The organism is Mesorhizobium sp. B3-1-6, from assembly GCF_006439555.1.
Classification (GTDB): domain Bacteria; phylum Pseudomonadota; class Alphaproteobacteria; order Rhizobiales; family Rhizobiaceae; genus Mesorhizobium.
In genome coordinates this window covers 44,270-68,185 of sequence record NZ_VFTM01000021.1, presented here as the reverse complement: position 1 = coordinate 68,185, position 23,916 = coordinate 44,270, and the positions used below count along the sequence as shown (strand labels likewise).

The window sequence follows — 23,916 nt, the reverse complement described above, 5'->3', positions numbered from 1 at the left end:
GGCCGACCGCGCCGGTAAGTCTTGGCCGCCCGATTCCTGGGGCTGTCATGGGTGTTGCGACCTATAGGGACACTTCCGCCCCATGACAAGCAAGCCCTTCCCTTGGAGCATGATGTCGTCCGAAAACCGCTTCACACTTTTAGGCGTCGTGCTCTAGCCGTCATCCGAGATCAGAGGTTGCCATGGAAAGCCAGACCATCGTCGAAGCGCTGCTGCTCGGGCTTTTGGAGGGCCTGACCGAGTTCATTCCGGTGTCGTCGACCGGCCACATCCTGCTTGCCGGCCATTTCCTCGGCTTCCATTCCACCGGCAAGGCCTTCGAGATCCTGATCCAGCTCGGCGCGATCCTGGCGATCCTCAGCGTCTATTTCAGCAAGCTCTGGCAGATGCTGATCAAACTGCCCAGCGATCCGCAGACCCGGCATTTCGTCATCGGCATCCTGATCGCCTTCCTGCCGGCGGCGGTCATCGGCGCGCTGGCGCATGATTTCATCAAGACCATATTGTTCGAATCGCCGCAGCTGATCTGCATCATGCTGATCATCGGCGGCGTCGTGCTGCTCGTCGTCGACCGCATCAACTTCAAGCCGGTCCATCACGACGTCGAGCTCTTTCCGACCAGCCTTTATCTGAAGATCGGCCTGTTCCAGTGCCTGTCGCTGATCCCCGGCACCTCGCGCTCCGGCTCGACCATCGTCGGCGCGCTGCTGATGGGCGTCGACAAGCGGGCGGCGGCCGAATTCTCCTTCTTCCTCGCCATGCCCACCATGGTCGGCGCCTTCGCCTTCGACCTTTTCAAGAACCGCAATGTGCTGACCTCGGCCGACCTGCCGATCATCGCCGTCGGCTTCATCGCCGCCTTCGTCACCGCGCTGATCGTGGTGCGCTTCCTGCTCGACTACGTCTCGCGCAACGGCTATTCGCTGTTCGGCTGGTGGCGGCTTGTGGTGGGCGGGCTCGGCCTGGTGGCCCTGATGGTCTGGGGATGATTACACTAAGGCGGCGCACCAAACGCCTTCGTCATCCACGGGCGGAGCAAGGAGCGAAGCGACGCGCGCAGACCCGAGGATCCATGCCGTGACGCGGACCGTAGAACGCGGCGGTCGCGAACAGCTTTCGTTAGACGCGACGCTCTTTGATCCAGATTCTGCACGGTGGCAGCGCGTCTAGGTCACGGCATGGATCCTAGGGTTTCCGCGACGTCGCTTCGCGACTGCTCCACCCTAGGATGACGAACGAAGGGGATCAATTCCTCCCATAAAACGCGTTCTCGACATGCACCGGCCAGCGCCAGGGCAGCACCGCCACCATGTCGAAACGCATCGAAAGCTTTCCGTAATCCGGTTGGCGCGACAGCCAAAGATCGGCAGCGCCCTCGATCCGCCGCTCCGATTCATGGCCGATTGCTTCCATCGCCTCGATCAGCGTGCGGCGCGCCTTGACCTCGACGAACAGCACGAGGTCGCCGCGCCTGGCGATCAGGTCGATCTCGCCGAGCCTGGTGCGGTGGCGGCGGGCAAGGATGCGGTAGCCTTTCAGCATCAGCGCCAGCGCCGCCAGCCATTCGCCGCGATGCCCGCGCCGATAGGCTTTTCGGCGATGACCGGCCGTGCGCTCAGCCACCATCGCCTTCCCGGAGTTCCAGCAGCCGCCGGTAGAGCGCCTGCTTCTGCCCGCCGGTCATTTTCGCCGCTTCGGCCGCGGCCTTCGAGGCCGGCATTTCGGCGGCAAGCGAGAGCAGGAGCCGGTCGATGTCGGCCGGCTGATCCACCGCCGCCTCCGGCGGGCCGACGCAGACGACGATCTCGCCCTTCGGCGTGTCGGCTGCGGCATAATGGTCGGCCAGCCCGGCAAGCGTGCCGGTGCGCATCTCCTCGAACGTTTTGGTCAGCTCGCGGCCGATGGCGGCTTTGCGGTCGCCGCCGAGCGCCTCCACCATGGCGCCAAGCGTCTCCGCCAGCCGGCGCGGCGATTCGAAGAAGATCAGCGTCGCCGGCACCGCCTTGAACGTTTCGAGCTTGGTCAGCCGCTGCCCGGTCTTCACCGGCAGGAACCCGGCGAACAGGAAGGCGTCGGACGGCAGGCCGGAAGCGGTCAGGGCCGCGAGCGCCGCCGAAGGCCCGGGGATCGGCACCACACGAATACCTTGTTCCAGCGCTTCGCCGACCAGCCGGTAGCCCGGATCGGAGACCAGCGGCGTGCCGGCGTCGGAGATCAGCGCCACACTCTGCCCGGCCGCCAGCGCCTCGATCAGCTTTGGCCCGGCCTCGGCGGCATTGTGCTCGTGATAGGCGGTGGTGCGGCGGCGTATGCCGTAGCGTTCGAGCAGCACGCGCGAGACGCGCGTGTCCTCGCAGGCGACGATGTCGGCGCTGGCCAGCGTCTCCAGCGCGCGCAGCGTGATGTCGGCCAGGTTGCCGATCGGCGTCGCCACCAGATAGAGCGCAGGCTGAAGCGGCCGCGCCGCGATCTCGCTTTGCCCGATCAGATAGCTGCGTTTGTCGCCGGTCACCGAATGCCCCTCATTCCGAGCAATTCCAGGAAAAGTGCGTCGCGGTTTTCCGTCCGGAATTGCGAAAGAACCAAGTCTGTTTGGCATGGCTGACGCCCCGTTGCAAAACGTGAGGTCGACGCAACGAAATCGCCTTGCCTTTGCCACAGTGCGGAACGAAACCCACATCGGCGAATTTAACCCCTGATTCCCCCGGGAGGAGGCAGGACCGAACGATGCCCAATCGCTTCGATATTTTTATCAGCCGACTTGAAAGCAAGACCGCCCGCGAGGGCATCCCTCCACACCCCATCGCCGCCGAGTCCGGCGCGCGCCGCGACAAGGCCGACCAGAAGCCTGTCCGTCACGGCGAGGCGCATGGCGAGAAGCACCGCGGCAAGCACCGCCAGAAGCACGACGCTTAAGGCGTCGCGTCCATCGTCATTGGCCGCGAGCGGCCCCACTTCGTCATTCCAGGGCGAAGCAAGGAGCGAAGCGACGCGCGCAGACCCTGGAATCCATTCCGTTACATCGAGGCGTTGCAGCGGGTTCAGAATTCTGCACCCTTGCGCGCTGCGATAAAGGTCACGGAATGGATTCTCGGGTCAAGCCCGAGAATGACGAACGCCACGCGGAGCGCCACATCTCAGAGATATCTGCCGGCCCTCACTTCGAGCAGCCGTACCAGTTGCGGGTCCATGAATTCATAATCGTCCGGAATGTCGAGGCAGATCACCCTGGCGCCCTTCAGGCTCGACCGGAATCTCTTCTGCAGCTTGGCGCGATGTGCCTTTTCCATGACGAAGATGATGTCCGCCCAGGCGACCAGCTCATGCGTCAACGGATTGTCGGTGTCGTGATTGGTGCCGGCCGATTCGACCTCGATGTCGCGGCGTTTGGAAAACACCTGCTCGGCAGTCGGGCTGCGCAGCCGATTCTGGCTGCAGACGAAGAGGATTTTCTTCAAGAAGCTACCGTGCCAGATCCGCCACCACCGCATCCAGCACGATCATGCCGGCGGTCGTGGCGCGCAGGCGAGCGTTGCCGACCGGCGCCACCAGTCCCTCCTCCTGCAGCACCGAGAGCCGCGCGCTCGAAAGACCGCGCCCGGCGAGCGCCTCGTATCGCTGCAGGTCGATGCCTTCGGCGAGCCTTAGGCCCATCAGCAGGAACTCGTCCGCCTCTTCGGAACGCGTCAAAATCTCGCCGCCGGTGACGCCGTGCCCTCTGGCCTCGACCAGATTGGCCCAGGTCTCCGGCATTCTTTCCGCTATCGTCACCGTGCGGCGGCCGTTCTCGACGAAGCGGCCATGCGCGCCCGGCCCGACGCCGACATATTCGCCGTAGCGCCAGTAGGTGAGGTTATGCCGGCTCTCGGCGCCGGGTTGGGCGTGGTTGGAAATCTCGTAGGCCGGCAGGCCATGCGCCGCCGTCACCTCCTGCGTCAGCGCGTAGAGGTCGGCGGCGTGATCGTTGTCGGGCAGCGTGAATTTCCGCGCCGCGTAAAGCGCGTGGAAGGGCGTGCCCTCCTCGATGGTCAGCTGATAGAGCGAAAGATGATCGACGGCATAGCCGATCGCCTGCTCCAGCTCCGCCTCCCACGCCTCCGGCGTCTGGCCGGGCCGCGCGTAGATCAGGTCGAAGGACAGACGCGGAAAGATCTCGCGCGCCAAGCCGATGGCGTGCAGCGCCTCCTCGACATTGTGCAGCCGGCCGAGGAAGCGCAGATCCTTGTCGTTCAGCGCCTGCACGCCGAGCGAGACGCGGTTGACACCGGCGGCGCGGTAGCCGCGGAAACGCTCGGCCTCGACCGAGGACGGGTTGGCCTCCAGCGTCACCTCGATGCCGGCTGGCACCGTCCAGTTCCTGGCCACCGCCTCCAGCACCGCCGCGACGGTTTCCGGCTTCATCAGCGACGGCGTGCCGCCGCCGAGGAAGATGCTGGTCACCTCGCGCGGTCCGGTGCGGTCGCGCATGGTCGCAAGCTCCGTCTCGAAGGCGCGGGCAAAACGCTCCTGGTCGACCGGCTGGTGGCGGACATGGCTGTTGAAGTCGCAATAAGGGCACTTGGCCGCGCAGAACGGCCAGTGGATGTAGACGCCGAAGCCGGGGCTGCGGTCGAGCGGTATGGTGACCGCGCTCATGCCGATCCTGGTCGCGCCAGATCCAGGCGTGCCAAATCCAGGCGTGCCAGATCCAGGCGTGCCAGATCCAGGCGTGCTTGCGCGAATTTCTGGAAGGCGCGGGCGCGGTGCGAAAGCGCCGTGGCCTGGCCGGGCTTCCAGCCATGCTTTTCTTCCGCGCTCATCTCGCCGAAAGTCTTGTCGAAACCGTTGGGCAGGAACACCGGATCGTAGCCGAAGCCGAGCGTGCCGCGCGGCGGCCACACCAGCGTGCCTTCCGCTTCGCCGCGATAATATTCTGCTTCGCCGTCCGGAAATGCCAGGCAGATGACGGCGACGAAGCGGCCGGTGCGCTGGACGGGCTCGGTCGCGCCGACTTCCTGCAGCGCCGTTTCCGTCTTTTGCATGGCCATGCCGAAATCCCTGCTGCCATCGGGCTTCTCGGCCCAGTTGGCGGTATAGACGCCGGGCGCGCCGTCGAGCGCGTCGACGCACAGGCCTGAATCGTCCGACAGCGCCGGCAGGCCGGTGGCCTTGGCGGCTGCGTATGCCTTGATATAGGCGTTCTCCTCGAAGGTGGTGCCGGTCTCGTCCGGCTCGGGCAGGCCGTATTCCTTGGCCGATTTCGCCTCGAAGCCGAACGGCGCCATCAGGTCGGCGAATTCGCGCAGCTTGCCTTCATTGTGGCTGGCGACGACGATCTTCTGTCCATTCAGGGAATGCATCAAAAACCCCAGATCCTTGGCTCGGCGAACTCGATCGAATTGCCCGACGGGTCGCGGATATAGATCGAATGCCCGCCCTGCGGCCACTCGAAATCGCTTTCGATAGCGATGTTCCTGGCCGCGAGATGCCTGCGCCATGCGGCGATCTCATCGGCGGTCGCGGCGAAGCAGAGGTGGCCCTCGCCGGCCGTGCCGTGCGGCGGCACCTTCAGCCCGGCGTCGGACGCCGGTGGGATTTTCGTCGCCTTCGCGTTGAAGAGAAGCAATACGCCGTTGCCGCAGCGGAAAAAGACGTGGCGCCCATCGACCTTGCCCAACGCTTCGAGGCCGATGATGTCGCGGTAGAAGGCTTCGGCGGCGTGCAAGTCTGTGACGTAAAGCGCTGATTCCAAGATCGCCGAGGGAGTCACGAGGCACCTCCCTCTGGCCTGCCGGCCATCTCCCCCGCAAGGGGGGAGATCAGCAGCTTCGGCGCCGCCGCAAACCTTTCAGCGCTGGAGATTGGCGAAGGCCGAGACAACACCTGATCTCCCCCCTTGCGGGGGAGATGGCCGGCAGGCCAGAGGGGGGTGTGAAGGATCGCCGACCTCATCGCATTCAACGTCAGGCCACCGCCATCTGCTGCAAGCTCACCAACCGCTGGATCCCCTTCTTCGCCAGCCCCATCAGCGCCGCGAACTGCTCCTCGGAAAAGGGCTCGCCTTCCGCCGTACCCTGGATCTCGACGATGCCGCCCTTGCCCGTCATGACGAAATTGGCGTCGGTGCCGGCCGAGGAATCCTCGAGGTAATCGAGATCGATGACCGGCTGGCCGTCATGGATGCCGCAGGAAATCGCCGCGACATGGTCCTTCAGCACCTTGGAAACGCTCACCATCTGGCGCGCTTCCATCCAGCGCAGGCAATCATAGAGCGCCACCCAGCCGCCGGTGATCGAGGCGGTGCGCGTGCCGCCGTCGGCCTGGATGACGTCGCAGTCGACGGTGATCTGCTGCTCGCCCAGCGCCTGCAGGTCGACCACGGCGCGCAGCGAACGGCCGATCAGCCGCTGGATCTCCAGCGTGCGGCCGCCCTGCTTGCCGGCGGAGGCCTCGCGCCGCATGCGCTCGCCGGTCGAGCGCGGCAGCATGCCATATTCGGCCGTCACCCAGCCCTTGCCGGAATTGCGCATCCAGGACGGCACTTTTTCCTCCAGGCTCGCGGTGCACAAGACATGCGTGTCGCCGAATTTCACCAGGCATGAGCCTTCGGCATGCTTGGAGACGCCACGCTCGAAGGAGATGGCGCGCATTTCGTCGGCTTGGCGTTTGGAGGGGCGCATTCGGCCTTCTTTCTTGTCGTTTTGCGGAATCGTGGCCGGCTTGTAGACGCATGCGGGGCAAGTCGCAAAGGAAAAGGACGCCGCGCAGGAAAACGGGCCGGGCGACCGCAAACGCGGCGCCGTGACCGCAAACGCGGCACCGGGTTGCGCCGCTGTGGCTTAAGTCTATATCTTTCGGAAGGAGGTTTCTCGCCGGAATGAACAAACCAGTCGATCCGACGTCGCAGTCGCCGGTACTTCAATCACTCGACATGCGCTCGCGCGATATCTTCCGGCGGATTGTCGATTCCTACCTGCGCGACGGCGAGCCGGTCGGCTCGCGCAGCCTGTCGCGCATCCTGCCCTCCTCGCTGTCGCCCGCCACCATCCGCAACGTGATGAGCGATCTCGAGCATCTGGGGCTGATCTATGCGCCGCATATTTCCGCCGGGCGGCTGCCGACCCAGACCGGCCTGCGCTTTTTCGTCGACGCCTTCATGGAGCTCGGCGACCTTTCCGACGACGAGCGCCGCGTCATCGAGGCGCAGGTGCGCGCCTCCGGCTCTGGCGCGACGCTGGAGCATATGCTGACCGAGGCCAGCCAGATGCTGTCCGGCATGTCGCGTGGCGCCGGCCTCGTGCTCGCCTCCAAGAACGAGGTGGCGCTGAAGCACATCGAATTCATCCAGCTCGAGCCCACCAAGGCGCTTGCCGTGCTGGTGTCGCAGAACGGCGATGTCGAGAACCGCGTTGTCGACCTGCCGGCTGGCATCACCGTCTCGCAGCTGCACGAGGCCTCGAACTTCCTCAACGCCCATATCAGGGGCCGCACGCTTGCCGAGGCGCGCGTCGAGATCGCCCGCATCAAGGACGAGACCAGAACGGCGCTCGACACGCTGTCGCAGGATCTGGTCGAGAAGGGGCTGGCGGTCTGGGCCGGCGCCGAAAGCGGCCTGCCGGCGCGCCTCATCGTGCGCGGCCGCGCCAACCTCCTCGAAAACGTCACCGCCCAGGCCGATCTCGAGCTCCTGCGTCATCTGTTCGAGGATCTGGAGACGCAGGACGGGCTGCTGCAGCTGCTCGACCTCGCCGAGGAAGGACCTGGCGTGCGCATCTTCATCGGCTCGGAGAACAAGCTGTTTTCGCTGTCCGGCTCGTCGCTGGTCGTTGCGCCCTATCGCGACAAGGACGCCCGCGTTATCGGCGCGCTTGGCGTCATCGGCCCGACCCGCCTGAACTACGCCCGCATCGTGCCGATGGTCGATTACACCGCGCAGCTGATTTCACGAATGCTGCGCTAGGTGTATCGGTATACAGGTGATGTCGGCCTGACCTGAATCTCGACACACCCGAGGGCGCAAAGGAGAAAAACATGGCGCTGGAATCGCTCAAGGCCCAGATCAGCCTGCTGCTTGAGGAGATGGTGAACCAGCCCGGGGACGAGCACGAGATCCAGGAGCAGCTGCGCGAGAAATTGCGGGAGTTGCGCGCAATGGGTATGCCCTTGCCGGCTGACCTCGTCGAGTTGGAAAAGCGCCTCGACGACGATCTGGATGCCGAAGAGGCCTGAGCCCGAGGCCCGTCAAATCCGCGTGCGCAAGCTTCTCTTTTCGATCGTTTGCCCAATATGTCCTTGCTCTGGGCGCCTGATCGATTGAGGCGCGCTGGCAGACGACGGAGGACAGCCATGATGCGGATCGCCGGCCTTGCGGGCCTCGCGCTGGTCTTTGCCACCGGCGCCTTTGCGCAGCAGGCCGATCAAGCCCTGCTCAGCGGTGAAAAGGCCTTCGGCGATTGGAAGGCCGACCGCCCGGGCGTGCGCCGGCTGCTGAAACCTGAGGATTTGCCGAAACCCGATGTGACGGAGTCCGCCTCGAACGGCGGCGGCGTCACCGATCGCCCCGAAGGTGCCAAGCCAAAACTTCCGCCCGGCTTCTCCGCCGAGCTGGTCGCTTCCGGTATCGACAGTCCGCGCGTCGTGCGCGTGGCGCCGAACGGCGACCTCTTCGTCGCCGACAGCCGGGCGAACCAGATCCGCGTCTATCGCCTTGCGGAAGGCGGCGCGAAGCCCGCGCAAAAATCGGTCTTCGCCAAGGGCCTGACCCGGCCCTACGGCATCGCCTTCTATCCGCCGGGCGACAAGCCGCAATGGGTCTATGTCGCCAACAGCAACAGCGTCGTCCGCTTTGCCTATCGCGACGGCGACCTCGAGGCGTCCGGCAAGCCGGAGACCATCGTCGCAAAGATCCCCGCCAGCCATCACTGGACGCGCGACATCGCCTTCTCGCCCGACGGCAAGACGCTCTATCTGTCGGTCGGCTCGGGCTCCAACATCGCCGAGGACATGGGCGCAAAGCCGAAGGGCGGTGTCGAGGCGTGGGCGAAATCGCAGCCGCTGGGCGAGGCCTGGGGTCCGGAACAGGGCCGCGCCGACGTGCTGGCCTTCGATCCCGACGGCAACAACCGCAGGACCGTCGCCACCGGCCTGCGCAACTGCTCCGGCATGACCGTGCAGCCGGCGACGGGCGCGCTCTGGTGCGTCGTCAACGAGAGCGACGAGCTTGGCGACAACATCCCCTTCGAATACGCGACCGCCGTGAAGGACGGCGCCTTCTACGGCTGGCCCTGGTATTACATCGGTGACAACGAGGACCCGCGCCACAAGGGCGCGCGCCCCGACCTCGCCGGCAAGGTCACGGTTCCGGATGTGCTGATGCAGGCGCATTCGGCGCCGCTCAACATCGCCTTCTACGACGGCGGCAATTTCCCGGCTGACTACAAGGGCGATGCCTTCGTCGCGTTGCACGGCTCGTGGAACCGCAATGTCCGCACCGGCTACAAGGTGGTGCGGCTGAGATTCAAGGACGGCAAGCCGACCGGCGAATACGAGGATTTCGCCACCGGCTTCGTCATTTCCGACGACGCGGTCTGGGGCCGGCCGGTCGGCGTCGCCGTGGCCAGGGACGGCGCGCTGATCCTCACCGAGGACGGCAACGGCACGATCTGGCGCATTACGCATGGCGGGTAGCTCCCCCAACCTCGGCATTCTAGGGTCTGCGCGCGTCGCTCCGCTCCTTGCTCCGCCCTGGAATGACGACAGGACTGATCGTTTCGGCCAATCTCCAAGGCATGCGGTGTCCCACAAAGGAACCAGCTCCCGGTCGAACTGGCGCAACGAATCTCATTGTGAGGGAATTACCGTCGAACTGGCATCATGATAAAAGCCCGGCTCTCGACAGCGGTCCCCGCAGGACTATACGCCAGGCCAGAACCATGACACTCACCGGATTCCTCGCTTACAGCGCCGCCCTCGGCGTCGCCGCCGCCATTCCCGGCCCGGGCGTCACGGCGCTTGTCGCCCGCGCGCTCGGCTCCGGCTTCCGTTCGTCGCTCGCCATGTCGTTCGGCCTGATGCTCGGCGACCTCACCTATCTCACCGCCGTGGTGCTCGGGCTTGCTTTCGTCGCCCAGACCTTCGGCATGGTCTTCCTCGCCATCAAATGGGCCGGCGTCGCCTATCTTGCCTTCCTCGCCTGGCGCTTCTGGACCAGCGGCATCACGCCCGAGACCGTCGAGGCGCGGAAGGCCAAGGGCGGTCTCGTGTCGAGCTTCATCGCCGGGCTGACGGTGACGCTCGGCAATCCCAAGACGATGATCTTCTATCTCGCCATCACGCCGACCATCGTCGACCTGAAAACGATCACGCTCGCCGACTACGCCATCCTTGCGATGCTCACCGTGGCGGTGCTGTTTGTGGTGCTGGTGCCTTACCTGGCGTTGGCCGCCAAGGCGCGCTGGTTCCTGAAATCGCCGCGCGCGCTGAAGGTTCTGAACCGCACCGCCGCCGGTTTCATGATGGGCGCGGCCGCGGCTATCGCGGCGAGGCAGTAGGCTCCAATCTCAACCCGTCCCGGATTCAGCCAAACCATTCCTGAAACCCGCCGCGGCGGAAAATGCTTTTCCGGTCGTGGGTGCTTTTGAGCAACCGCCCCACTCGGATATTTTCGGTCGCCGGCCTATCTTGCGCGTCTGAAAGCCCTATTCTGTTTTTGCCTATGCCATTGCCTTGGGAGCGAACCAATGAACAAGCCCGTCACCTCCGCGCGCGTGCCCGGCCGCGGCCGCGTCTTCAATTCGATCACGGAGACGATTGGCGACACGCCACTGGTCAGGCTGGACAAGTTCGCCAGGGAGAAGGGCATCGTCGCCAATCTCATGGCCAAGCTCGAATTCTTCAACCCGATCGCTTCGGTCAAGGACCGCATTGGCGTCGCCATGATCGAGGCGCTGGAGGAGGCCGGCAAGATCGCGCCCGGCAAGACCACGCTGATCGAGCCGACCTCCGGCAACACCGGCATCGCGCTCGCCTTCGCCGCCGCGGCCAAGGGCTACAAGCTGATCCTCACCATGCCGGAGACCATGTCGGTCGAGCGCCGCAAGATGCTGGCGCTGCTCGGCGCGGAGCTGGTGCTGACCGAAGGCCCGAAAGGCATGAAGGGCGCCATCGCCAAGGCCGACGAGCTCGCGGCCACACTGCCCAACGCCATCATCCCGCAGCAATTCGAGAATCCGGCCAATCCTGAAATCCACCGCCGCACCACGGCCGAGGAAATCTGGAACGACACCAATGGCGAAGTCGACATTTTCGTTTCCGCCATCGGCACCGGCGGCACCATCACCGGTGTCGGCCAGGTGCTGAAGAAGCGCAAGCCTTCGCTGCAGGTCGTGGCGGTCGAGCCGGAGGCCTCGCCGGTGCTGTCGGGCGGCCAGCCCGGTCCGCACAAGATCCAGGGCATCGGCGCCGGCTTCGCCCCGAAAATCCTCGACACCTCGATCTATGACGAGGTCGTCAGGGTTTCGAACGAGGATTCGGTCGCCAATGCGCGTCTCGTCGCCCGCCTCGAAGGCGTGCCGGTCGGCATCTCGTCGGGCGCAGCACTCCAGGCGGCCATCGTCGTCGGCTCTCGGCCGGAGAACAAGGGCAAGAACCTCGTCGTCGTCATCCCCTCCTTCGCCGAGCGCTATCTCTCGACCATCCTGTTCGACGGGCTGGGGGCTTAGGGCGCGCAAAAGCCCCAGCGCCGAGATCCTTCGCGCCCCCCTCTGCCCTGCCGGGCATCTCCCCCACATGGGGGGAGATTAGCAGCTTCGGCGCCTGGTTCGATTTTACAACGCCGGAGATTGGCGAAAGCCGGCGTGGCGGCCAATCTCCCCCCTCGTGGGGGAGATGTCCGGCAGGACAGAGGGGGGCGCTGTCCCTCCGGCCTCAACAGATTGCCTAACCCCCAACAAGCTTCGCCTTCTCGCCCTGCAGGAAACGCCGCAGCGCCGGGTCGCGCTCGAGGCCGATCGCCCGGTCGTAGGACTGGGCCGCCTGCTTGATGTTGCCGAGCCTGGCCAACAACCCGGCGCGGGCGGCCCAATAGGGCTGGTAGTCCTGCAGCCGCTTGTCCTCGCCAAGCACGTAAAGCGCCGCCAATCCAGCCGTTGCACCCTCGGTTTCGGCGATCGCCACCGCGCGGTTGATCGCCACCACCGGCGAGCCGGCCACGGCCTGCAGCGCTTCGTAAAGCTGGCGGATCGCCGTCCAGTCCGTGCCGCCGCCGCGCCGCCGCGCCGTATGAGCGGACTGCACGGCGGCCTCGAGCTGGTAGCGACCGATGATGCTCCTTTGCGCGGCGCGCACCAGCAAGGCTTCCGCCTCATCGATCAGGCCGTCGTCCCAGAGCGCCATATCCTGCTCGGCCAAAGGCACGAAATCGCCTTGCGGGCCGCGCCTCGCCGAGCGGCGCGCCTCGGCGAACAGCATCAGCGCCAGCAGCCCGAGCGCCTCCGGCTCGTCCGGCATCAGCGAGGCGACCAGCCGTCCAAGCCAGATGCCTTCGGTGGCGAGGTTGCGCCGCCGGCTGTCGGTGCCGGTCGGGTCCGACCAGCCTTCGGCGAAAGTGGCGTAGATCGCCTCCAGCACGGCGCCCAGCCGCTCGCCCAGCTCCGCCTGCTCCGGCACACGGAACGGAATCCCGGTTTCGCGGATGCGCGCCTTGGCCCGCACCAGCCGCTGTCCCATCGTCGCCGGCGAAACCAGGAAGGCCGAGGCGATCGTCGCGGCGTCGAAACCGAGGATCGCCTGCAGGATCAGCGGCGCGCGCACGCTCGATTCGATCGCCGGATGGGCGCAGGCAAACATCAGCCGCAGCCGGTCGTCGGGCAGCTCCTCGCCGCGCATGCGCGCCTCCATTTCCTCGGCCATCAGCTGCAGATGATCGCGGGCCGCCTCGCCGGTCAGCCGCCGCCGCACCGCGTCCACGTCGCGCCGGCGCGCCACCGCGAGCAGCCAGGCTTCCGGCTCCGCCGGGACGCCGGTTCGCGGCCAGCGTTCGAGCGCGGCCGCGAAGGCGTCGGCCAGCGCGTCCTCGGCGCCGGCGACGTCGCGCGTGCGGGCCGCGAGCCAGGCCACCAGCTTGCCGTAGCTGCGCCGGGCGGCCGCCTCGGCCGCCGCCCGCGCGATCTCCGAGCGATCATCCATCACAGGGTTCGCTATGCGGCGGCTATGTACTCGGCCATTTCCCAGATCGGCCGCACCTCGACCGTGCCGCTGCTGGACGCGGGACAACGCGCGCCCCACTCGATGGCCGTGTCGATGTCGGCCGCCTCGATCATGTAGAAACCCGCCAACTGCTCCTTGGTGTCGGCATAGGGGCCGTCGAGCACGTTGGTCTTGCCGCCGGCCAGCCGCACCGCGGTGGCCGCCTGGGTCGGGCGCAGCCGCTCGCCGGCGATATAAGCGCCGGATTTCTTCAGCGCCTCGGTATAGGCGCCGTAGGCGGCGAGGGTCTGCTGGGTCTGCTCTTTTGGCGCATTCGCCATCACGGTTTCGTCATTGTAGATCAAAAGCATGTATCGCATGGTCTTCTCCCGTTTTGTTGAAGGCCGCATCGTCGCGTGCCGACCTATGTCGTGCGGCCGCGGCCGATTTCGACAGGCGCCTCGAAAATCTTTCGTTCCCAAAGCAAGCGAGCGCAAGCCGGCGCTTTTCGCCGCCACTCAACCGTTCGTCCAGGCCATGATCCCGAAAAGTGGATTCCGGTTTTTGGAAAAGATCATGGTCAAGCAGAAAGGTCTGCAATTGCGGGTTGGCATTTGGCTCCTCCCGTTTAAACTCACGAGCTTCGCGCCGGGGAGGCGACGCGGCCGTTTCAGGAGGAGGAAACCATATGCTCGATTTCAGGACGAAATTTGTTGCCGCCGGCGCGTTGGCGCTGTCGCTTGGTCTCGGTGTCGCGACGGCCGGGGCACAGGAATTCATCAATGTGCTCACCGGCGGAACGTCGGGCGTCTACTATCCGCTAGGGGTTGCCCTGTCGGAGATTTACGGCAAGGGCATAGAGGGCGCGCGCACCCAGGTTCAGGCGACAAAGGCTTCGGTCGAGAACCTCAACCTGCTGCAGCAGGGCAAGGGCGAGATCGCCTTTGCGCTCGGCGATTCCGTCAAGATGGCCGCCGAGGGCAACACGGAGGCCGGCTTCCCGGGCAAGCTCGACAAGCTGCGCGGCATTGCCGCGATCTATCCCAATTACATCCAGATCGTCGCCAGCCAGGAATCCGGCATCAAGACGCTCGCCGACCTCAAGGGCAAGAGCCTGTCGGTCGGCGCGCCTGCCTCCGGCACCGAGCTCAACGCGCGCGCCATCTTCGCCGCCGCCGGTCTCAAATACGAGGATCTCGGGCGGGTCGAATATCTGCCCTTCGCCGAGTCGGTCGAGCTGATCAAGAACCGCCAGCTCGACGCCACCTTGCAGTCGGCCGGCCTCGGCGTCGCCTCCATCCGCGATCTCGCGGCCTCGCTTCCCATCAACGTCGTCGCCGTGCCGGCCGAGGACGTCGCCAAGATCGGGGCGCCCTATCTTTCCGTGGTTATCCCGAAAGGCACCTATGAGGGCCAGACGGAAGATGTCGCGACCGCCGCGGTCGGCAATTTCCTCATTACCCGCGCCGACGTCTCCGACGAGACCGCCTACCAGATGACCAAGCTGCTGTTCGAGCATCTCGACCAGCTGGCTGCCGCGCATGCCGCCGCCAAGGCGATCGATCCGGCCAAGGCGCTGGACGGCATGCCCGTGGCGCTGCATCCCGGCGCGGAGAAATACTACAGGGAAAAAGGGCTGCTGAAGTAGGAGGAGTGGCGCGACTAGCTGAGATGTCTTCGCCAGGCACCCCCCTCTGGCCTACCGGCCATCTCCCCCGCAAGGGGGGAGATTGGCTGTCATCGCGGCTTTCGCCAATCGCCAACGTCGCAGGTGGAGCGCTGGCGCCGAAGCTGCCGATCTCCCCCCTTGCGGGGGAGATGCCCGGCAGGGCAGAGGGGGGTGCCTCGCGCTGCCATTTGTTCATCCTGGACTGCACCCAATGAGCGAAGCGAAGTCCGCAACAACAAGCGACGGCAACCCGCCCACTTTCCATCTTGCCGTCGCCGAGGAACAGGTCGAAGGCCTGCCGCCTGGCTTCGGCGAAGGCCTCGCCGGCAAGGCGGCTTTCGCCATCGCGGTCGCTTTTTCCGTCTTCCAGATCTACATCGCCGCCTATGGCAGCTTGCCCAGCCAGGTGGTGCGGGCCATGCATATCGGCTTCCTGCTGCTGCTCGGTTTCGGCCTGATCGCCAACCTGCGCGCCAGGAGCGCCGCGGCGAAGGCGGGCTTCTGGGTTCTCGGCCTGCTCGGCTTCGGCACCGGCCTCTACAACTGGGTCTTCTACGCCGACCTCATCCGCCGCTCCGGCTTCCTCACCACGCCGGACCTGATCGTCGGCACGTTGCTTGTGGTGCTCGTCTTCGAAGCCGCCAGGAGGCTGATGGGCCTGCCGCTGGCCGTCATCGCCTTCATCTTCCTCGCCTATTGCTTCGTCGGCAATCACCTGCCGCCGCCCTTCATCCATCGCGGCTATGATTTCGCGCAGCTGGTCGACACCTTCGCCTATGGCACCGAAGGCATATACGGCACGCCGGTCTATGTCTCGGCCGCCTACATTTTCATCTTCGTCGTCTTTGCCGCCTTCCTCGAACGGGCCGGCATGATCGCGCTGTTCAACGACTTCGCGCTCGGCCTCGTCGGCTCGTGGCGCGGCGGCCCGGCCCAGGTCTGCGTGCTGTCCTCCGCGCTGATGGGCACCATCTCCGGTTCGGGCGTCGCCAATGTCGTCGCCAGCGGCCAGTTCACCATCCCGCTGATGAAGCGCTTCGGCTTCCGCTCCGCCTTTGCCGGCGCGGTCGAGGCGACCTCCTCGATGGGCGGCCAGATCATGCCGCCGGTGATGGGAGCCGTCGCCTTCATCATGGCCGAGACGCTGAACATCCCTTACGCCGAGGTGGTCAAGGCGGCGGTCATCCCGGCGCTGCTCTATTTCGGCGCCTGCTTCTGGCAGGTGCATCTGGAGGCCGGCAAGGCCGGCCTGCACGGCATGGCCAAGGCGGAATTGCCCAATCCGTGGGAAGCGGTCAGGAAGCACTGGCCGCTGGTGCTGCCGCTCGCCGTGCTGGTCTATCTGCTGTTTGCCGGCTACACGCCGATCTTCGCCGGCACGATGGGCCTGGCGCTCACCATCGTGCTCATCCTCGGCACGCCGCTGGCTGCCTTGATCGGGCCGCTCGCCTTCCGCTTCGTCTTCTGGCTGGCGCTCGGGCTGGCCGCGGCGTCTTTCATGCGCTTCGGCGTCAATGTGCTGAGCCTCGTCATCGCGGCGCTCGTCATCGCCTGCTTCGCCTTCAGAGGCGGGCGCGAGACGCTGCGCATCTGCGTCGACTCGCTTGCCGAAGGAGCGAAGAACGCCCTGCCCGTCGGCATCGCCTGCGCCATCGTCGGCATCGTCATCGGCACGCTGACGCTCACTGGCATCGCTTCCACCTTCATCGGCTGGATCATCTCCATCGGCGAGAACAATCTGTTCCTGTCGCTGGTGTTGACCATGCTCACCTGCCTGGTTCTCGGCATGGGCATTCCGACCATCCCCAATTACATCATCACCTCCTCGCTCGCCGGCCCGGCACTGCTGTCGCTCGGCGTGCCGCTGGTGGTCAGCCACATGTTCGTCTTCTATTTCGGCATCATGGCGGATCTCACCCCGCCGGTGGCGCTCGCTGCCTTTGCCGCAGCACCCATGGCCAAGGAAAGCGGCCTCAAGATCGGCATCCAGGCGACCAAGCTCGCCATTGCCGGCTTCGTCGTGCCGTTCATGGCGGTCTACACGCCGGCGCTGATGCTGCAGGACGCGGGCCCGATCGCGGCTTCGTTCGGCTATCCCGTCGAGGTCGCCTACATCGTCGCCAAGGCCTGCATGGGCATCGTGCTCTGGGGCGCCGCCGCCGTCGGCTTCCTCGCCCGCCGCATGGCTTGGTGGGAGCGTCTCGTCGCGTTCTGCGCCGGCTTGCTCCTGGTGGCCGCATTGCCGCTCACCGACGAGACCGGCTGGATGCTGGCGCTGGCGTGGATCGGCTGGCACTGCTGGCGCGCCCGCCGGCTGTCCGCCGCCGACACTCCATGAGCCTGTGTGTCCTCGCCGCCGGCAAGACGGTGACGCTCGCCGTCGCCGCCTTCACGCTGTCCTGGACGCATTCGGTGGAACGGACGCGCTGGCAGGAGGATTGGAAAGTGTCGCCGGCCGGGCTGCAGGTGGTGCAGGCGCGGGTCAAGGGCTCCGGCGCCGGCATGGAGCCCCCGGAGGGCTCGGTGCTGCGGAGCGGCTGGTGGGTCTATGCGCCGCGGATCGGACCCCAGCCGCGCCTGGCGCTCGCGGCGTCCGGCGTCACCGGGGAAGGCTGGACGCTGTGCACGGCCGCCGGCTGCCGGGAACTGGGCGAGACGGCCGGCGAACCCACCGTGCTCGAACCGTGCGACGGCTCGAGCCAGCCACGGTAGCGCACGATCGGCCCGACGACCGGGTGCGATATCCCGACATGGAAGCGGAAGCGGCCGTCCTCGACGGTTTCGTACGCGTTCGACCGCGGGCAAAGCCACATCGGCAAGGGCAGTCCGAGAAAGCTCCAGCGCCGCAGCACGAGCGACAGGCGGTCCTCGCCGGCCACCAGCGCCATGGCGAAGGTGAGGGGGCCGAAGCGCTCGCAAAGCAGCCGCTCCGAGCGGCCACGTCCGGCAAATTGCCGGCTCGAAAAACCGTGAGTTCCGAAAGTCCGCGTCCAGGTCTCGCCTTGCCCGTCGGTAACGAAACGCACCTTGACGGGGACATCGGCTGCGGCAGGCGGGAAGCCGGCCATGCGCGCAGCAAGCCGGCTAAGAATACCGCCGCCGCGCTCCACGCTCGCACTTCCTTCCGCCATAGCCGCTCCCTCATGCATGGCGCGGATTTCAGCTGGAAGGCTTTTCCACGCATCGCCGAGCAGGTCGGGATAGAGAGCCTTGCCCTTGTCGGTGTCGTCCCTGAAGCCGGTGTGGATCGTCTTGCCGGCAAATAGCGCTTCATAGTCCGCGAGCTCGACGTCGCGCACCGCCGCCCGGGCGCCTGGTGCTGGCATGCGGCCGTCGAGCGCCTTGCGGACGATCGCCTCGACCGCCATGGACGGGAGCGGGCCGTCATCGCCCTCGGCCAACAGGTGCCAGGACCGTTTGCTTGGTCTGCCCTCTGCATCCACGCAGTCGACCTCGACGAACATGCCGCCGCGATGCTCGCCCCATGACAGCCGGTTGGTCGCCCAGTGCATCAGCGGCGCCAGCGGCGACAGCGATCGCGCCAGGCCGGCGCGGACCAGCCAGGCCAGGCCGATCAGCGCGCGGTGCAGCACCTCGGGCACCGGTCCGGCGCCCATCCAGATCGTGCTCGCTTCCGGCCACAGCGCCTGCAGCGCGCGCAGATCCGGCACGTCGACCAACGAGAACAAGGTGTTCCTCACCGGCACGCGCCCGGGCGGCGCGATCGTGTACCGCATCTGCTCCGTGAGCGGGTAACCCTCGGCCGGCCTGCCGCCGCGCTGCAGCCGCACCGCCCGGCCGGCATAGCTCGCGATGGCGCGGATGACGTTCTCGCCGACGCCGGCGAAAGGCGACGGCGCGATGCCGCCACGGATGGTGTCGACGCGGGCTATGCCGGTCGAAAGATGCCGCACCACGGCGGCCGTCAGCACCGGGAAGCTCGATGCGCCGGACAGCACGAAGACGCCGGCCGCCCGGGCTGCCGTGTCGAAAGCGGATACCCCGGCGACGAAGTCCGAACCGTCGGCGAGGTCGAGATAGTGGATGCGCGCGGCGATGCAGGCCTCGACCAGCCGATAGCGCCCCTCGCCATAGGCCTGGAACGGACCGCTGGCGTCGACGACGATGTCGGGCAGCATGCCGGCGAGTTGCGCGCCAAGCTCGCCGTCGCGGTCGAACGTCGCCGGCACCAGCCTGGCCTTGGTCGGGCCTCGCTCTTTGCAGTAAGCCTCGGCCTTGGCGAGCGACCGGCCGGCGATGATCAGCTCGAGGCGCGGCTCGTTCTCCAGCAATTGGACGATGCGTCCGCCGAAGGTGCCGTAGCCGCCGACGATGAGAAGCTTCATGCCATGCCCCCAAGCCAATCGCCGTCAGCCGATCAACCGCTCCCGCAGCTCGGCCGACGGAATGTCGCAACTGTCCTTGCGGCCGAACAGCGCGTAGCGGTTCTTGGCGACGCGGTCGTAGAGCCAGTCGCGCAGCGGCCGCGGCAGGATGAGCAGCGCCTTCGCAATGCGCCATGGCCAGCCAAGCGCGGCCATGACCGCGACGAAACTGTCGAGCTTCGTAAAGGCCGCGCCGTCGATGATGGCGAGGTTGCTGTCATAGTCGTCGGTCGGCAGGCCGTGCTGGCGAAACAGCGCCTCGCCCACCGGCGATTGCGCCGTGGCGAAGCGGAAGCGTTTTTTCCGGTCGAGCTTGAGGATGAGCTGGACGAAGCCCGAGCAGAACACGCAGACGCCGTCGAAGACGATCAGCGGCTGGCTGGCGTCATAGGCCTGGCGCGGTAAGGTGGGACGTTCGGGCAGGTCGGTCATGGCGGCCTCGGCTGCTTGTGACCCCTTACGCTATACTAAGGGGACACTAAGCCAGGGGAGACACTAAGCCAGCCGGCGGCGGCGTCAAAGTCGCGGCGTTGTCGCACGCCATGTGGCGGCGAGCGCAAGGCGTTCGGCGCGATAGGTGGTAGTGCGCTGGTCGGCGGCCGGCCGGCAGATGCGGCTGTGGTGGGCGCGTTCGCGGGTCATGATCAGTTCGCGCTGACGCCCAGCGAGTTGCCGCGGCGCGCGCAGGCAGGGCCCGGGCCGCGCATGTAATAGCGCTCCGGCCGATAGGTCGGCGCGACGAATTCGCGAATGGCGGCGGCGTAGCCGGCGATGTGGTTCCAGAAGTTCATTTTACGTGGTCCCTGTCCCGCTTTCGGATGTCCGTCCGAATTGTTCGAGAGCATAGCGTCGAGGCGTGAATAGTCGGTGAACGTGATGTTAATTTCTGGTCCGAAACACGTTGCATCGTGGCTGGATTGCGGCTGATTCGCGGTCTTTCGGTGCTTTTCGTCGCCTTTCCAGGCCGTGTGACTTTTGCATCACATATGTTTCGTTCCGATGTCGCTTGCGCGCGCTTCTGTTTCACGCTCGGGTGGCGCCGGGAAATATCATTGCTTGCCGCAAGCGGCACCGGCCAGGTCCCTCTCGGAACCCGAGCAAGCCTCCGCCCGTTGCGGTAAAGTTGCATCGCAGAAGTTCGCCGCAGGAGTTCGCCATGGCGCCACGCCCGGCCTGGAAGGGCTATCTCAAACTGTCGCTGGTCACCTGCGCCATCGAGCTGACCAACGTCGTCACCCATGCCGAGAAAGTCTCGTTCCGCATCCTCAACCGCAAGACCGGCAACACCGTCAAACGCATCTATGTCGATGCCGGGACCGGCAAGCCGCTTGAAGAGGGCGACGAGATCAAGGGCTATGAGGTGAGCGACGGCGATTTCGTCCATATCGAGGAGGACGAGATCGAGGCGGTGCAGATCGAATCCTCGCACACGATGAGCCTCGACGGCTTCGTCGAGAAATCCTCGATCGAGCAGATCTACCTCGACACGCCCTATTATGTCTCACCGGCCGACAAGGTCTCGGAAGAAGCCTTTGCCGTCATCCGCGACGCCATGGCGGCCCGGAAGATGGCCGGCCTGGCGCGCATCGTGCTTTATCAGCGAGAGCGCCCGGTGGTGATCGAGCCGCTCGGCAAGGGCATGGTGCTGACCACCTTGCGCTATGACGACACGGTGCGCCGGCCGGCGACGGTGTTCGAGGAGATCGCGGCGGCGAAGACCGACAAGGAGATGATCGACCTCGCCCAGCACATCATCGACGGCAAGAAGACGAAGTTCGATCCGTCGAAATTCGACGACCGCTACGAGGACGCGCTGCTCGAGCTGATCCGCGCCAAGAAGGCGGGCAAGAAGGCGCCCAAGGCCAAGGCGCCGCCGAAGCCGTCCAATGTGGTCAACCTGTTCGATGCGTTGAAGAAGAGCCTCAACGCGGAAGGCGGCGGCAAAGCGGGCAAGTCTTCAAAGACTTCGGCGCGGCGGCCGAAAGCCAAAGCGTCCGCGCCAAAACGCAAATCCGCATAGGAGGATGGCGGCATGGCCGGCCTCGAGCAGTATCACGCCAAGCGCGACTTCAAGAAGACCGCCGAGCCGGCCGGCAAGGTCGGCAGGCAAAAGCAAGGCGGCGGCATCTTCGTCGTCCAGAAGCATGCCGCGACGCGGCTCCACTATGATTTCCGGCTGGAGCATGACGGCGTGCTGTGGAGCTGGGCGGTGACGCGCGGCCCGAGCCTCGATCCGCATGAGAAGCGGCTGGCCGTGCATGTCGAGGATCATCCGATCGACTACGCGTCCTTCGAAGGCACCATTCCGAAGGGCCAATATGGCGGCGGCTCGGTCATCGTCTGGGACGAAGGCAAGTGGATGCCGGATGGCGATCCGGCCAAGGGCATGAAGAAGGGCCATATCGACTTCGAGCTCGAGGGCCACAAGCTCAACGGCCGCTGGCATCTGGTCAGGCTGCGGCCCCGTCCGGGCGAGAAGCGCGACAACTGGCTGCTGATCAAATCCGACGATGCTGCCGCCCGGCCCGGCGAGGATGTTCTCGAGGAAGAACCGAAATCGGTGAAGTCGGGCCTGACCATCGAGGAGGTCGGCGAAGGCAAGGCCGCCAGGGGCGAGAAGCCGAAAGTCTGGCAATCCAACAGGCCGGCTGCCGCCAAGACCAAGGCCGGGCCTGGCAAGCGTCTCGACTTCATCGAGCCGCAGCTGGCGACGCTGGAAAGGGATGCGCCCGCCGGCGAAGACTGGCTGCACGAGGTGAAATTCGACGGTTACCGCATGCAGGCGCAGATCGCCGGCAGCGACGTCAGGCTGCTCACCCGCGCCGGCCTCGACTGGACGGAAAAGTTCGACGGTCCGGTCACAGGTGCACTGGCGGGGCTGAAATGCCGCGACGCCATCATCGACGGCGAGATCGTGGTGTTGGCCGACAGCGGCGTGTCGTCCTTCCCCTTGCTGCAGGCGGATCTGTCGGCGCGACGCGCCGACCGCTTCGTCTACTATGTCTTCGACCTGATGCGGCTTGACGGCAAGGATCTGCGCCGCGAACCCTTGGTCGAACGCAAGCAGGCGCTGGCCGAGCTGCTTGGCGAGCAGCCCGAACATTCGGCGTTGCGCTTCAGCGACCATTTCCACGAGCCGGGCAAGGTCATGCTGCAGCATGTCTGCCGCATGGGCTTGGAAGGCGTGGTGTCGAAACGCGCCGACGCTCCCTACCGCAGCGGGCGGGGGCTCTCCTGGATCAAGTCCAAATGCACGCTCAGGCAGGAATTCGTCATCGGCGGCTATCTGCCCTCGGACAAGACCGGACGCGGCCTGCGCTCGCTGCTGGTCGGGTTCAACGAAGGCGGCAAGCTGCACTATGCCGGCCGTGTCGGTACCGGCTTTTCCGGCAAGGTGATGACTGATTTGAAGAAGAAGCTCGACGGCCTCAAGGCGAAGGACTCGCCGTTCTCGGCCGCCGTGCCCAAGGGCAAGGGCCTCACCTTCGTCAAGCCGGAACTTGTCGGCGAGGTGGAGTTCCGCAGCTGGACTTCCGACCGTATAATCCGCCACGCCTCGTTCCAGGGATTGCGCGAGGACAAGCCGGCGGAGGAAGTCGTGCAGGAAAAGCCGAAGAAGGCCGAAACCGGAGCGAAGCCGGGTACAAAGACCGCGCCGAAAGCTTCGGCCGGAACAGCGAAGACCTCGATAAAGCTGTCGCATCCCGACAAGCTGCTGTGGCCCGACGAGAAGGTTTCGAAACAGGACCTGCTCGGTCACTACGCGCTGGTCTGGCCGCGCATGGCAGAATTCGTCGTCAACCGGCCGCTGAGCTTGGTGCGCGCGCCGGACGGCATCAACGGCCAGCGCTTCTTCCAGAAACACGCCTCGCCCGGCATGAGCGACAAGATCGCCAGAATGAAGGATCCGACTGACGGCGAGGAGATCCTGTTCATCAAGGATTTCGATGGGCTGGCCGCGCTTGTCCAATACGGCGTGGTCGAGGTGCATATCTGGGGCTGCACTCTCGACGCGCTGGAGAAGCCGGACCAGATCATCTTCGACCTCGATCCGGACGAAGGCGTCGATGTCGGCAAAGTGCGCGAGGCGGCGCTCGACATCCACAAGCAGCTCGACGAATTGTCGCTGCCCAACCTGGTCAAGACCTCCGGCGGCAAGGGCTATCATGTGCTGGTGCCGCTGAAACCCTCGGCGGAGTGGGACGCGGTCAAGGATTTCGCCCATGATTTCGCCCGCGCGCTGGAGCAGGCCGCGCCCGACCGCTACACGGCGACGCTGTCGAAGAAGGCGCGCACCGGCAAGATCTTCGTCGACTATCTGCGCAACGGCAGGGGCTCGACCACGGTCGCGCCCTATTCCTCGCGCGCCAAGAAGGGCGCGACGATATCGATGCCGGTGACCTGGCCTGAGATCGAAAAGGGCTTGGCGCCGAATGCTTTCCCGCTGGGGGACGAGACGACGCTGGAGCAATTGAAGAAGGCGGATCCGTGGGCGGAGTTCTTCAAGCTGGGGAAGCCGCTGAAGCGGGGATAATTTTCAGCGCCGAGGGACAGCACCCCCCTCTGGCCTGCCGGCCATCTCCCCCGCAAGGGGGGAGATTGGATGTCGTCTCGGCTTTCGCCAATCTCCAACGTTAGGAGAATGGCGGAGCGCCAGAACTGCCAATCTCCCCCCATGCGGGGGAGATGCCCGGCAGG

At 65.7% G+C, this 23,916-nt stretch carries 23 protein-coding genes and 1 pseudogene; 12 read left to right on the top strand and 12 right to left on the bottom strand.

Annotation, left to right across the window (positions count from 1 at the left end; translation table 11 throughout):
• Window positions 1–182: 182 nt before the first annotated feature.
• Complete coding sequence (locus FJ414_RS19340) at window positions 183–989, top strand: undecaprenyl-diphosphate phosphatase (protein WP_140645946.1); 807 nt, start codon at window positions 183–185, stop codon at window positions 987–989.
• A gap of 256 nt (window positions 990–1,245) precedes the next feature.
• On the opposite strand, the gene FJ414_RS19335 is transcribed toward FJ414_RS19340, so the two are convergent.
• Together FJ414_RS19335 and rsmI are read right to left on the bottom strand one after the other, a co-directional pair.
• A complete protein-coding gene (locus FJ414_RS19335) occupies window positions 1,246–1,623 on the bottom strand; it encodes a YraN family protein (RefSeq protein ID WP_181181657.1) in 378 nt (125 codons plus the stop codon).
• Entirely contained in the window at window positions 1,616–2,512 is an 897-nt protein-coding gene (gene rsmI / locus FJ414_RS19330) for a 16S rRNA (cytidine(1402)-2'-O)-methyltransferase (protein WP_181181656.1), read from the bottom strand. Before rsmI ends, FJ414_RS19335 begins: the two co-directional genes overlap by 8 nt.
• A gap of 215 nt (window positions 2,513–2,727) precedes the next feature.
• Here rsmI and FJ414_RS19325 point away from each other — a divergent pair, with 215 nt between their 5' ends.
• Window positions 2,728–2,916, top strand: coding sequence for a hypothetical protein (locus FJ414_RS19325; protein ID WP_095767932.1), 189 nt, complete (start codon window positions 2,728–2,730; stop codon window positions 2,914–2,916).
• A 221-nt stretch (window positions 2,917–3,137) separates the two neighbouring features.
• On the opposite strand, the gene FJ414_RS19320 is transcribed toward FJ414_RS19325, so the two are convergent.
• The 5 genes from FJ414_RS19320 to rph all read right to left on the bottom strand — a co-directional run bounded on the left by FJ414_RS19320 (window position 3,138) and on the right by rph (window position 6,659).
• On the bottom strand, window positions 3,138–3,458 hold the full coding sequence (locus FJ414_RS19320) for a low molecular weight protein tyrosine phosphatase family protein (RefSeq protein ID WP_140645944.1): 321 nt from the start codon (window positions 3,456–3,458) through the stop codon (window positions 3,138–3,140).
• A 4-nt stretch (window positions 3,459–3,462) separates the two neighbouring features.
• A complete protein-coding gene (gene hemW / locus FJ414_RS19315; protein ID WP_140645943.1) occupies window positions 3,463–4,635 on the bottom strand; it encodes a radical SAM family heme chaperone HemW in 1,173 nt (390 codons plus the stop codon).
• Window positions 4,632–5,339 (bottom strand): RdgB/HAM1 family non-canonical purine NTP pyrophosphatase, encoded by a 708-nt coding sequence (gene rdgB / locus FJ414_RS19310; RefSeq protein ID WP_140645942.1) that lies wholly within the window; start codon window positions 5,337–5,339, stop codon window positions 4,632–4,634. The genes hemW and rdgB overlap by 4 nt, the downstream gene beginning before the upstream one ends.
• Window positions 5,339–5,749, bottom strand: coding sequence for a VOC family protein (locus tag FJ414_RS19305; RefSeq protein ID WP_140645941.1), 411 nt, complete (start codon window positions 5,747–5,749; stop codon window positions 5,339–5,341). The genes rdgB and FJ414_RS19305 overlap by 1 nt, the downstream gene beginning before the upstream one ends.
• 193 nt (window positions 5,750–5,942) lie before the next feature.
• Window positions 5,943–6,659 (bottom strand): ribonuclease PH, encoded by a 717-nt coding sequence (gene rph, locus FJ414_RS19295; protein ID WP_140645939.1) that lies wholly within the window; start codon window positions 6,657–6,659, stop codon window positions 5,943–5,945.
• 197 nt (window positions 6,660–6,856) lie between these two features.
• On the opposite strand from rph, the gene hrcA reads away from it, so the two are divergent.
• The 5 genes from hrcA (at window position 6,857) to cysK (ending at window position 11,699) form a co-directional block, all read left to right on the top strand.
• Window positions 6,857–7,939 (top strand): heat-inducible transcriptional repressor HrcA, encoded by a 1,083-nt coding sequence (hrcA, locus tag FJ414_RS19290; RefSeq protein ID WP_140645938.1) that lies wholly within the window; start codon window positions 6,857–6,859, stop codon window positions 7,937–7,939.
• Between the two features lie 71 nt (window positions 7,940–8,010).
• A complete protein-coding gene (locus FJ414_RS19285) occupies window positions 8,011–8,208 on the top strand; it encodes a hypothetical protein (RefSeq protein ID WP_140645937.1) in 198 nt (65 codons plus the stop codon).
• 117 nt (window positions 8,209–8,325) lie between these two features.
• The gene (locus tag FJ414_RS19280) at window positions 8,326–9,666 is read left to right on the top strand and encodes a sorbosone dehydrogenase family protein (RefSeq protein WP_140645936.1); all 1,341 of its coding nucleotides are present in this window, start codon (window positions 8,326–8,328) and stop codon (window positions 9,664–9,666) included.
• 245 nt (window positions 9,667–9,911) lie between these two features.
• Window positions 9,912–10,529 (top strand): LysE family translocator, encoded by a 618-nt coding sequence (locus FJ414_RS19275; RefSeq protein WP_140645935.1) that lies wholly within the window; start codon window positions 9,912–9,914, stop codon window positions 10,527–10,529.
• A gap of 189 nt (window positions 10,530–10,718) precedes the next feature.
• Entirely contained in the window at window positions 10,719–11,699 is a 981-nt protein-coding gene (cysK, locus tag FJ414_RS19270; protein WP_140645934.1) for a cysteine synthase A, read from the top strand.
• A 217-nt stretch (window positions 11,700–11,916) separates the two neighbouring features.
• Here the strand turns inward: cysK and FJ414_RS19260 are convergent, their stop codons facing one another.
• Both FJ414_RS19260 and FJ414_RS19255 read right to left on the bottom strand, forming a co-directional pair.
• Window positions 11,917–13,164, bottom strand: coding sequence for an RNA polymerase sigma factor (locus FJ414_RS19260; protein ID WP_140645933.1), 1,248 nt, complete (start codon window positions 13,162–13,164; stop codon window positions 11,917–11,919).
• Window positions 13,165–13,175: 11 nt separating this feature from the next.
• The gene (locus FJ414_RS19255; protein WP_140645932.1) at window positions 13,176–13,544 is read right to left on the bottom strand and encodes a YciI family protein; all 369 of its coding nucleotides are present in this window, start codon (window positions 13,542–13,544) and stop codon (window positions 13,176–13,178) included.
• 308 nt (window positions 13,545–13,852) lie between these two features.
• On the opposite strand from FJ414_RS19255, the gene FJ414_RS19250 reads away from it, so the two are divergent.
• The 3 genes from FJ414_RS19250 to FJ414_RS19235 all read left to right on the top strand — a co-directional run bounded on the left by FJ414_RS19250 (window position 13,853) and on the right by FJ414_RS19235 (window position 17,545).
• Entirely contained in the window at window positions 13,853–14,812 is a 960-nt protein-coding gene (locus FJ414_RS19250) for a TAXI family TRAP transporter solute-binding subunit (RefSeq protein ID WP_140645931.1), read from the top strand.
• 232 nt (window positions 14,813–15,044) lie between these two features.
• Window positions 15,045–17,171 (top strand): TRAP transporter permease, encoded by a 2,127-nt coding sequence (locus tag FJ414_RS19240; protein WP_140645929.1) that lies wholly within the window; start codon window positions 15,045–15,047, stop codon window positions 17,169–17,171.
• On the top strand, window positions 17,168–17,545 hold the full coding sequence (locus tag FJ414_RS19235) for a DUF1850 domain-containing protein (protein ID WP_140645928.1): 378 nt from the start codon (window positions 17,168–17,170) through the stop codon (window positions 17,543–17,545). The genes FJ414_RS19240 and FJ414_RS19235 overlap by 4 nt, the downstream gene beginning before the upstream one ends.
• 44 nt (window positions 17,546–17,589) lie before the next feature.
• Here FJ414_RS19235 and FJ414_RS19230 read toward each other — a convergent pair.
• The 3 genes and pseudogenes from FJ414_RS19230 to FJ414_RS19220 form a co-directional block, all read right to left on the bottom strand.
• Window positions 17,590–19,179 (bottom strand): annotated as a pseudogene (locus tag FJ414_RS19230) (DUF4166 domain-containing protein); the annotation flags it as partial.
• A gap of 24 nt (window positions 19,180–19,203) precedes the next feature.
• Window positions 19,204–19,650: a thiol-disulfide oxidoreductase DCC family protein gene (locus tag FJ414_RS19225; protein ID WP_140645927.1), complete on the bottom strand. Its 447-nt coding sequence runs from the start codon at window positions 19,648–19,650 to the stop codon at window positions 19,204–19,206.
• A gap of 212 nt (window positions 19,651–19,862) precedes the next feature.
• Window positions 19,863–20,009: a hypothetical protein gene (locus tag FJ414_RS19220; RefSeq protein ID WP_108702809.1), complete on the bottom strand. Its 147-nt coding sequence runs from the start codon at window positions 20,007–20,009 to the stop codon at window positions 19,863–19,865.
• Between the two features lie 365 nt (window positions 20,010–20,374).
• On the opposite strand from FJ414_RS19220, the gene FJ414_RS19215 reads away from it, so the two are divergent.
• A complete protein-coding gene (locus FJ414_RS19215) occupies window positions 20,375–21,238 on the top strand; it encodes a Ku protein (RefSeq protein ID WP_140645926.1) in 864 nt (287 codons plus the stop codon).
• Window positions 21,239–21,250: 12 nt separating this feature from the next.
• A complete protein-coding gene (gene ligD, locus FJ414_RS19210; RefSeq protein ID WP_140645925.1) occupies window positions 21,251–23,752 on the top strand; it encodes a DNA ligase D in 2,502 nt (833 codons plus the stop codon).
• Window positions 23,753–23,916 lie beyond the last annotated feature (164 nt).